The organism is Kineosporia mesophila (genome assembly GCF_021129235.1).
GTDB lineage: Bacteria > Actinomycetota > Actinomycetes > Actinomycetales > Kineosporiaceae > Kineosporia > Kineosporia mesophila.
In genome coordinates this window covers 355,281-364,436 of sequence record NZ_JAJOMA010000004.1, presented here as the reverse complement: position 1 = coordinate 364,436, position 9,156 = coordinate 355,281, and the positions used below count along the sequence as shown (strand labels likewise).

The following is a 9,156-nucleotide window of genomic DNA, read 5'->3' as shown; positions in this document are numbered from 1 at the left end:
CGGGGCGCCCGGATCGATCGGGCCGGTCGACACCGAAACCGCCGGCGGGCAGCGCCGTCAGGTCGTTGCGGCCCGTCGGCTCGCCGCTGTTGGCCCCGAGAAGCGTCATGGTGTCCCCCTGCTGGCGCCGGATCTGCCTCAGCGGGCCCCTGCGGCACTCCTCACCCGGACGGGTGAACGCTGATGGCTCTGCTTCGGCAGGGAAGGGGAACGCCTTGAAGTCTGGAGCAGTCCTGGAGCCGGTACCGGTCGGCCGATCGGGCCGACTACCCTGATGAGGTGCACCAGGCCCTGATCAAGTACACCGTCATGCGGCTGGCGATCTTCGTGGTCGTCCTGATCGTGCTCGACCTCTTCATGGATCCGAGCGTGGTCTGGATCGCGCTGGCCGCCGGGATCTCGCTGGCGCTGTCGTACCTGCTGCTGAGCCGACCGCGCGAACAGCTCACCGAGGCCATCGTCGAGCGCACGCAGAGGCGGCTGGACACCAAGCACGAGGGCCTGGACCGCTCCGACGCCGAGATCGAGGACGAGGCGGACGAGGCGGCCCGGGCGCGCGGCGAACAGCCCTGAAAAGCTAGAGGGCCAGCCCGACCGCGATCAGCAGCGCCCAGACCAGACCGAGCCGGCCCGTGTCCTTCAGCGCCGGGATCAGGCCGCGGCCCGTCTCGCCGGTGGTCACGCAGTTCACCGGCCCCCGGGCCAGCGGCAGCGCGAGCAGCGCGATCGTGGTCCACGGGTGCCAGGGCGCGATCACCACGGTGAGCACGAACGGCGTCGCGACCAGGAACACGTACAGCACCCGGGTGCTGGCGTCACCGAGACGCACCGCCAGGGTGTTCTTGCCCGTCACCGAGTCGGTCGGGATGTCGCGCAGGTTGTTCGCCACCAGCACCGCGCAGGCCAGTGAGCCCATGCCCGCGGCCGCGGCGACACCGGAGGGCGACAGGGTGCCGACCTGGGTGTACATCGTGCCGAGAACCGCGACCAGGCCGAAGAACACGAAGACCGCGACCTCGCCCAGGCCGGAGTAGCCGTAGGGGTGCTTGCCGCCGGTGTAGTACCAGGCCGCGAGCACGCAGATCACGCCGATCGCGAGCATCCAGTACTGCCCGGCCAGCACCACGAGCAGCAGCCCGGCCACGCCCGCGAGGCCGAAGCAGGCGAACGCGGCCGTCTTGACCTGCCCGGGGGCGGCGGCGCGGGACCCGGTCAGCCGGAACGGCCCGACCCGGTTGTCGTCGGTGCCGCGGATACCGTCGGAGTAGTCGTTGGCGTAGTTCACGCCGACCTGGAGGGCCAGCGAGACGATCAGCGCCAGCAGGGCCTCGAACAACTCCAGCGCGCCCCAGCCGAGGTCCTGGCCGATCGCCGCGCCGGTACCGATGAGCACGGGGGCCACCGCGAGCGGGAGGGTGCGCAGCCGCGCGCCCTCGACCCATTGGGCTGTGGTGGCCATGCTCAGTTTCCTTCCGGAGACCCGGGCGCGGGGGTGCCCGAGAGGATCGTCGTGATCGCCGCGCGGTCGGGCTTGCCCGGCCCGCGCAGGGGGAGGCGCTCCAGCACCGTCAGCTGCCGGGGCGCCGACCGGGCGGACAGTTCGTGCGTGACCCGTGCCCGGACCTCGGCAAGGGTAGGGGCTTGAGCGCCGGGCGTGAGCACGAGTGCCGCGCCCACCCGCTGGCCCCACTCCGGATCGGGCACTCCGACCACCACCGCCTCGGCCACCCCGGGGAGGCGTTGCAGCACGTCCTCCACCGGGCCGGGGGCGATGTTGACCCCGCCGCTGATGATCACCGCGTCCAGCCGGCCGCCGATCCGCAGCCGGCCGTCGGCCCAGGAACCGTGGTCGCTGGTGGCGAACACGTCCTCGCGGAAGGGAGCGCCCAGGTAGCCGCGGGCCAGGGTCGGGCCACTGATCCGGATCCGGCCGGTGCCCTCGTCCAGGGTGATTTCGACCCCGTCGAGCGGCACCCCGTCGTAGACGCAGCCGCCCGCGGTCTCGCTCATGCCGTAGGTGGTGATCAGCCGGGCCCCGGCGTCCGCGGCCCGGGCCAGCAGGGTCTCGCCGACGGCCGAGCCGCCGACCAGGACCGCGTCGTAACGGCCCAGGGCCCGCGTGGCCGCCGGGTCGTCGAGGATGCGGGTGATCTGGGTCGGCACCAGCGAGGTGTAGAGCCGGCGGCCCCTCAGCCGGGCGGTGGCCTCGGTGAATCCCGCCGGGGTGAAACCGCCGCCGAGATCCATCACCCCCGGCGTGGTGCCGGCGACCAGTGAGCGCACCAGCACCTGGAGACCGGCGATGTGCTGGGCGGGCAGGGCCAGCAGCCACTGCCCCCCGCCGCCGAGCCGGTCGTGGGTGGCCGAGGCGGAGGCGAAGAGGGCGGATGCGGAGAGCAACACCCGCTTGGGGACGCCGGTGGAACCGGACGTGCGCACGGAGACGGCCGTCGGGTCGGCGGGGTCGTCGTCGGGACCCTCGAGCGGCACCGGTTCCTCGACGAGATCCAGGACGCCCGGGGGTGCCGAATCGGGACGTTGCGTGGATTTAAGGTGACTTTGCGGAACTTCGTCGCTGAGGGCAAGGGCGGGTCCACTGCCCGAAAGCGCCTCCCGAAGGGTCGGCAGGACCCCCAGAATTCGGTCGTCCGCGCAGGTCAGCCGGGTTTCGAGGGTGCGTGTGGAAGGCCCGGGAGTCACCGCCCCAGCGTAAGCGGTGAGCGGTTCGGCCAGCGCGGCAGGTTCCCCAGACGGTCAGTAAGTGGCAGGCTGATGCTCGTGCATTCCGTGGAACAGGCGCTGGCAGCTATCGGCCGCGCCGAACCCGAGGTGGCCGAGGACGCTCGGGCGGCTTGGGAATCGCTGACCGGGGGTGACGGCCCCGAATCGGTGACGCAGTGGCGGCTCCAGCAATTCTGCTGGGACGAACTGAACCGGGCCTGGATGTCGGACGGTCAGGGCCGGTGGCGGGTCGCCACGGCGCTCTCCGCGCTGCTCGACGGCCTGGGCATGCAGCGCTACGCCGGTATCGCGCGCAGCGACACCACGCGTCAGATTCTCTTCACCGGCGACCAGGCTCCCGACCGGGGCCGCACCGTGGTGCGCCGGGCGATGCAGCGCTCGGGCATCGAGCCGCCCGACACCGAGCTGCTCACCTGGGGCGCGATCATGGGCACGGCCGAGGCGCAGGCCCGCGAGGCGGTGGCCGACCGGCTGGAACTGGCCGTCGCGGTCGGCGACCTCCAGCCCGGCACCCGCGGCTGGCGGGACCTCCAGGCCGAGATCACCCTCAACGTGCTGCTGTCGCCGCGCATGGACCTGTCCGGTGAGGCGCTCTACGACCAGATCCTCGACGAGCGCCTCGACGACTGGATCCGGGGCCCGCGCTCGACCACCCGCGGCGGCCTGCTCGCCCCGCTGGAGACCAGCCTGCGCGAGAACGTCGACCCGGGCATGGCCGCGCCCGCCCGGGCCCTGCTGCGCCCCCTCGACTGGCTGCTCACCGAGATCGGCGACGGCCTGGCCCTGACCGCGGCCGGCTACCTGCCGCCGCGCACGGTCTCCCGCGCCCTCGACGAACTGGGCTGGCGCGACGAGCTGATCGGCCCCGCCAACCGTGAGGTCGACGCCTACCCGGTGCTCGTGCTGCGCGAGACCGCCCAGCGCCTGGGCCTGTGCCGGCGCCGCGCCTCCCGTCTCACCCTGACCCCGAGCGGCCGGGCCGCGCTCGCCGACGGGCGCACGCTGTGGCAGGCCGTGGCCGCCGGTCTGGTCGGCCCCGAGCACTCCGCCCTGGCCGTGGCCTGGGAGGTGGTGCTGGCCGTGCTCGCCCCGGGCGACGTGGTCGGCGAGGAAGACGTCCGCACCCTGGTGCAGGCCGTCATCACCGAGTCGGGCTGGCGGGTGGCCGGGCGCCGCACGCCGAGCGAGTCCGACACCAGCGCGCTGTTCTTCGCGGTGCTGCGGGAGCTGCGCTGGATGGAGCTCGTCGAGGAGTCCGGGGCGCTGCTCGACCGGCAGCTGCGGGCCCGCGCGGGCGCGGCCGACCTGTTCCGGGCCGCGCTGCGGCACCGGGTGCTGCACCGCGACATCGTCCCCTTCTAGGGTCTGCCCTACCTGACCACGCCCGAGCACACCCGGGCTTCGAACCGGCCGACGTGGAGAACGGCGGCAGCGACCGGTTGATCGACGGCCTGTTCGGCTGGGGCCCCGACGCGCTCGAGCGTGTGCGGCAGCACCGCGAGGCCGGGGCCGACCACGTCTGCGTGCAGCCGATCCCGGCTCCGGGGCGGCACGCCCTGGACGACCTGAAAATCATCGCCCGGGAACTGCTCTGATCAATAATTGAGGACGCGGTTGGGCACCCATGGGTGCCCAACCGCGTCCTCAATTGTCGGGGTCTTCCTTCTCGGGCTTCTCGGACTCCTCGTCGGGCCGGGTCAGGGTGCGCTTGCGCTGCGCCCGGGCCAGACCGGCGATGAAGTCCGGGTCGTCGTCGGGCCCGACCGGGTACTGGGTCATGCCCTCGGCGGCCCATCCGGTGCCGGAGGGATGGCCCGGGGCGTGCTCGTGGCGGCCCCGCCGCGGTCCGGTAGCCAGCAGCCAGAGCACGGCGCCGAAGAGCGGTACCACGATGATCACGGCAACCCATTGGCCCCGGGTCAGGCGGTACAGCTCGTCGGGCGGCGTCTGCAGCACATCGAACACCGAATACACGATCAGGCCGATGTAGAGCAGCGCGGGCAAGGTGGTCAGCAGCACGACTCCGCTCCCCCTTCTGTCGGTGTCCCCAAGCCTGCCACGTTCTTCGCTCGTTGTGACCGGGCTCAGGCTGAGAGTAGGTCCCGAATCCGCAGGGAGCAGCGCGACGGGAGCCGCAGTTCCGGAGATTCAGTAGTAGTAGGGGTACGGGCTCCAGTCGGGTTCGCGCTTCTGGAGGAACGAGTCGCGCCCCTCGACCGCCTCGTCCGTCATGTAGGCCAGCCGCGTCGCCTCACCGGCGAACACCTGCTGACCCATCAGCCCGTCGTCGGTCAGGTTGAACGCGAACTTCAGCATGCGCTGCGCGGTCGGGCTCTTGCCGTTGATCTCGGCGGCCATCCGCAGCGCCGCGTTCTCCAGCTCGGCGTGGTCGGCCACCTCGTTGACGGCGCCCATCCGCTGCATGGTCTCGGCGTCGTAGGCCCGGCCCAGGAAGAAGATCTCCCGGGCGTTCTTCTGACCCACCATCTTCGCCAGGTAGGCGGATCCGTAACCGGCGTCGAAAGACCCGACGTCCGCGTCCGTCTGCTTGAACCGCGCGTGCTGACGGCTGGCGATGGTCAGGTCGCAGACCACGTGCAGGCTGTGCCCGCCCCCGGCGGCCCAGCCGTTCACCACGGCGATCACCACCTTGGGCATGGTGCGGATCAGCCGCTGCACCTCCAGGATGTGCAGCCGGCCACCCTCCACCTTCGTCCGGGCGGAGTCCACGGTCTCGGCGGTCTCGCCCTCCGCGTACTGGTACCCCGAGCGGCCGCGGATGCGCTGGTCGCCGCCGGAGCAGAAGGCCCAGCCGCCGTCCTTCGCGCTCGGGCCGTTGCCGGTGAGCAGCACGGTACCCACGTCAGGGGTGCGCCGGGCGTGGTCGAGGGCCTGGTAGAGCTCGTCCACGGTGTGCGGGCGGAAGGCGTTGCGGACCTCGGGCCGGTGGAAGGCGATACGCACCGTCCGGCCGGCCGGACCCGATCGGGTACATCTGTGATAGGTGATGTCGGTAAAGTCGTATTCGGGAACGGACTCCCACGACTGCGGATCGAAGATCTCGGAAACGGTCTGATCGGCATCGTGGGAACTCGTCACCCGACCGAGAATAGGCCGACCGGCTTCGCGCACCGGCTCGGCCCCCGCATGGCGAGCCCCAGGGCGGGGGTGGTGACGAAGTGGTCCGCGAACCACGGATGAGGTTCACCCTCCGTGGGCAGGATGCGGTCTGGTACTACCAGCACCGCTCCCACAGCCATGTCCTCGTCGACCCCGACGCCGCGAGCCGTTCCCCGGTGCCCGGATTCCTCCGGCCGGTCGAGCTCTGGGCGGCCCCGCAGTGGGCGCAGCCTCCGGTGGCCCCGGTGGTGCGCTACGCGCAGCTCTTCGGCTCGCTGGTCTCCCTGGAGTCGCTCGAGGCCCTGGACAGCGACTTCGACAGCGACTTCGCGTCCGGCCCGGCGGCCGGGCCCGGCCCGGTGATCGACCGCAGCCGGGTGGTCGACTTCGTGGCCGACCCGCAGTTCCGGCCCGGGGCCCTGGGTACCTTGATGGACGCGGTGGCGGCGGCCGCCGCCGGTGGCCCTCCGGCGGTGCTCGCCGCACCCAGCATCGACACCGGTGCCCGGTGGATCGGCCTGGTCAGTTTCCTCGTCCCGCCCTCGGTGGGCATGCGGCTGTCGTTCTCCACCTTCGAGCGGCTCACCGACGTGCTGGCCCGCGCCAGCGCCGAGGCCGGGGGCGAGGGCGACCTGATCTCGGCCGCGTTGCAGGAGGACGACCCCGAGGGCTGGCGCACACCGGTACTCAGCGTGGTGCTCGAGGCCGACCTGGACTCGCCCCGCACCCTGCCCCGCGGCGACGACCTGCCCGTCGTCATCGTCGACCCGCGCGTGGAGGCCACCGTCGTGGCCGCCGGCAACCAGGTCTACCGCCGTACCCATCTGGGTCAGCGCGTGCGGGTCACCGACTGGTCCCGCCTGGCGCTCGACGCGGTCGGGGAGGAGCCCGGGGCGCTGGAGCGATGTCTGCGCCGCATCGACGAGATCGCGATGACCACCCCACCCTCGGGGCCCCGCGGTCACGGATGGCCGGGCCAGGACTTCACCAACGCCGCCTGGTTCCTCGCCGCCGCCGTCGCGCTCACCCCGGGGCTGCCGCTGGCCCTGCCCACGGCCACCCGCATCATCCTGCGCGACACCCCGACCGGCCTGCAGCTGTCCGACGATCTCGCCGCCGCGCTGGCCTCGCTGGTCGCGGCCACGGTCGACAACGCCGCCCAGGCCTGGGACCGGCTGGTCTCGGCCCGCGAGGCCGACCCACCGCGCCCCGCCCTGGTGCAGGCGGCCTTCGAGAGCTACCTCTACCTCGCCCTCGACGACGACGACTGGTTCCTCCAGCACCCGCCGCCGCTGCCCGCGACCATCCGTTTCGACCCGGGCCTGGCCACCCGGCTGCGCTCGCCGCTGGCCAAGCTGACTGACCGGCTGGCCCGCCCGGCCGGCGAGGGCGAGGCCGGCGTCCGGCACGGCGTGCTGCTGCTGCGCGCCATCGACTTCGCCCATCGCGCCGCGCGACTCGTGCACGGGCCGGATCTCGCCGCGGCCGGGCTGGAACTGCTGGCCGACCGCGCCGCGCGCCTGCTCACCGAGGACGGCGCCCTGGGCGTCCGGATCGCCGAGCAGGCCGGGTCGCTCGACGAGGCCGCGCTGGCCCGCTGGATCGTGCCGCACCTGGCCGGGGCCGGGCACGAGCCCGGCGGCTGGCTGCACTCCGACCGGCGCCCCGGGGAACGGCTCCCGGCCCCGGTCCTGGCCCTGGTCGCCCCGGCGGTGGACGCCGACCGGCTGGCCCGGCTGCGCCCCGAGGAACTCGCCGCGGCCGACCTCGGCCGGGGTCCGGACCGGGTGGCGCTGGAGGTGGCGGTGGCCTCGGCGACCGGCCGGATCACCGGTGACCCCCGCCTGCGCGGGCCCGCGGTGCGGCACCTGCTGCGCCTGGCCGTCGACGCGAACCCCCAGGCCGACCCGGAACCACTGGTCGCGGGCGTCTTCGACCGGCTGGCCGCGGGCGAGCCGTGGAGTGCCGCCCTGCTCCTGCAGATCGCCGAGCCGGCCTCGCCCAAGCTGATGCCCCACCTGGTGCCGGTCGCCCTGCAGCACCTGGCCGACTGGCTGGACGACACCGACAGCGCCCGCCTGGCCGCGGCCCTGCTCAAACGCGTCGACTTCCTGCCCCGCCGCGACCAGGACGGCCGGGAGCGACCGCGCCGCACGGGCGTCAGCGACGCCCAGGCCCAGCTGCTCAACCTGCTGGCCGTCACCGGGCCGGGCTGGCAGGAACAGGACGACGGGCTGCACCGCCGCGCCGCCGAACTGCTGATGTTCGCCGACCGGGCCTGGCCCGGCCTGGATCCCGGACAGCGCCGCCTGATCGCGCCGCGGGTCACCGTCGCCGCCTTCGCCGTCGCGATCGCCGCCGAACCCGCCCAGCGCGACACCGAGCTGCGCTCGCGTCTGCCCGTGGTGCCGGTCGGCCGGGCCTGGCGCGAGGCGGTGCCGCTCGGTCTGGACGCCGCGCTGCCCCTGGTCGCGGGCATCCTCCGGCAGAACCGGCACCGTCTGGCCGGCGAGGTCGTGATGGCCTCGACCCGGGCCGTGCTGCGCCCGGGCGAGCTCGCGCCGCAGGCTCTGCGGGCCACCGGCTCCGACGTGCCCCGGCTGTCCGCGCTGCCGGTCGGCCCGGTACTGCGGCGGCTGGTGGAGACGGAGAACGAGGCCGCCTCCGGGGTCGCCTTCGCCTCGCCCCCGACCCGTGGCGCCGATGCCGCCACCCGCCTGACGGCGTCCCTGGCCGCCCTGGCGGAGGCCGAGGTGCGCTCCACCCCGGGCCCCGTCGACCGGGTCGCGCTGCGCACGTTCTGGGAGCAGGCCCTGCCCGGCGCCGTGCCGGCCGTCGACCCGTTCCCGTTCCACAACGACGAGCCCGAGGTGACCAGCAGCCGGGTGGTGACGGCGGGGGAGTCCGACCGGGACCTGCGCTTCCGGCTGCGGGCGGCCCGCTCGGCCCTGGGCGGCTACCTCTCGACCGGCCCGATCCGGCTGCCCGAGCTGCCTTTCCGGGCCACACCCCCGCACGGCCTGACCCCGGACGACCGTCCCTACGACCACGACACCCCGGGTGCCGACACCGACTCGCCGCCCCCGCCCCCGCTGCGCCGGCCGCGGGGAGCCGAGCGCGCGGTGAACCGGCCGCCCTGGCTGGAATGGCTGAGAACCGGGAAGCGCCGCCCGTAGAACACGATCAACGAGCCACCCAGGTCGTGATCGTGCAAAACCTCCCCGTCGATCAAGAACCCGACCGAGGCCCGAGGTGCCGGAGCTGTGGCACCTGGGACCATGAATCCGTGATTGC

8 protein-coding genes are annotated in these 9,156 nt (G+C 73.5%); 4 read left to right on the top strand and 4 right to left on the bottom strand.

The genetic code is table 11. The features are described 5' to 3' along the window. The first annotated feature begins 279 nt into the window (after positions 1-279). Positions 280-573: a DUF4229 domain-containing protein gene (locus tag LR393_RS08360; protein WP_231482903.1), complete on the top strand. Its 294-nt coding sequence runs from the start codon at positions 280-282 to the stop codon at positions 571-573. Positions 574-577: 4 nt separating this feature from the next. Here the strand turns inward: LR393_RS08360 and LR393_RS08355 are convergent, their stop codons facing one another. Together LR393_RS08355 and menE are read right to left on the bottom strand one after the other, a co-directional pair. Then, positions 578-1,459 (bottom strand): 1,4-dihydroxy-2-naphthoate polyprenyltransferase, encoded by an 882-nt coding sequence (locus LR393_RS08355; RefSeq protein ID WP_231482902.1) that lies wholly within the window; start codon positions 1,457-1,459, stop codon positions 578-580. Positions 1,460-1,461: 2 nt separating this feature from the next. Then, complete coding sequence (gene menE, locus LR393_RS08350) at positions 1,462-2,700, bottom strand: o-succinylbenzoate--CoA ligase (RefSeq protein WP_331282924.1); 1,239 nt, start codon at positions 2,698-2,700, stop codon at positions 1,462-1,464. A 78-nt stretch (positions 2,701-2,778) separates the two neighbouring features. Here menE and LR393_RS08345 point away from each other — a divergent pair, with 78 nt between their 5' ends. Next, a complete protein-coding gene (locus LR393_RS08345; RefSeq protein WP_231482900.1) occupies positions 2,779-4,104 on the top strand; it encodes a hypothetical protein in 1,326 nt (441 codons plus the stop codon). A 53-nt stretch (positions 4,105-4,157) separates the two neighbouring features. Further along, positions 4,158-4,337 (top strand): hypothetical protein, encoded by a 180-nt coding sequence (locus LR393_RS08340; RefSeq protein ID WP_231482899.1) that lies wholly within the window; start codon positions 4,158-4,160, stop codon positions 4,335-4,337. 49 nt (positions 4,338-4,386) lie between these two features. On the opposite strand, the gene LR393_RS08335 is transcribed toward LR393_RS08340, so the two are convergent. Further along, positions 4,387-4,761 (bottom strand): PLD nuclease N-terminal domain-containing protein, encoded by a 375-nt coding sequence (locus tag LR393_RS08335; protein ID WP_231482898.1) that lies wholly within the window; start codon positions 4,759-4,761, stop codon positions 4,387-4,389. A 129-nt stretch (positions 4,762-4,890) separates the two neighbouring features. Beyond that, complete coding sequence (locus LR393_RS08330) at positions 4,891-5,841, bottom strand: 1,4-dihydroxy-2-naphthoyl-CoA synthase (RefSeq protein WP_231482897.1); 951 nt, start codon at positions 5,839-5,841, stop codon at positions 4,891-4,893. A 98-nt stretch (positions 5,842-5,939) separates the two neighbouring features. Here LR393_RS08330 and LR393_RS08325 point away from each other — a divergent pair, with 98 nt between their 5' ends. Continuing rightward, a complete protein-coding gene (locus LR393_RS08325; protein ID WP_231482896.1) occupies positions 5,940-9,038 on the top strand; it encodes a GAP1-M domain-containing protein in 3,099 nt (1,032 codons plus the stop codon). The last annotated feature ends 118 nt before the right edge of the window (positions 9,039-9,156 follow it).